The organism is Adlercreutzia sp. DFI.6.23 (assembly GCF_024462535.1).
GTDB lineage: Bacteria > Actinomycetota > Coriobacteriia > Coriobacteriales > Eggerthellaceae > Adlercreutzia > Adlercreutzia rubneri.
This window is the reverse complement of the sequence record NZ_JANGBP010000056.1, coordinates 1-487: the sequence shown is the minus strand read 5'-3', so window position 1 is coordinate 487 and position 487 is coordinate 1. Positions and strand designations below refer to the sequence as shown.

The window sequence follows — 487 nt, the reverse complement described above, 5'->3', positions numbered from 1 at the left end:
AGGCGGTCGGCCACCACGATGGCGGTGCGGCCCTCCATAAGGCGCGCAACGGCCTCCTGCACGGCGGCCTCACTCTCCGAATCGAGCGCACTCGTGGCCTCATCCAGCACGAGGATGGGGCAGTCGGCCAGCATGGCGCGGGCGATGGCGATACGCTGGCGCTGACCGCCCGACAGCTTGATGCCGCGCTCACCGGTGATGGTGTCGAACCCCTGGGGCAAATCATCGATGAACTCGAGCGCGTTGGCCGCCCGGGCCGCCTCGCGAATCTCCTCTATCGTGCGTCGGGCCGCCCGTAGGCGATGTTCTCGGCGATGGAGCGGTGGAACAGCAGCGCCTCCTGGGGCACATAGGCGATCTGCCGGCGCAACGACTGCTGGGTCACGTCGGCCACGTTCTGGCCGTCCACCAAAATCTCGCCCTCCTGGATGTCGGCATGGCGCAGCAGAAGCTTCGTGAGCGTCGTCTTCCCCGCACCGGACATGCC

At 67.8% G+C, this 487-nt stretch carries 1 pseudogene; it reads right to left on the bottom strand.

The features are described from left to right. Nucleotides 1–487: pseudogene (locus tag NE591_RS12315) on the bottom strand (ABC transporter ATP-binding protein); the annotation flags it as partial.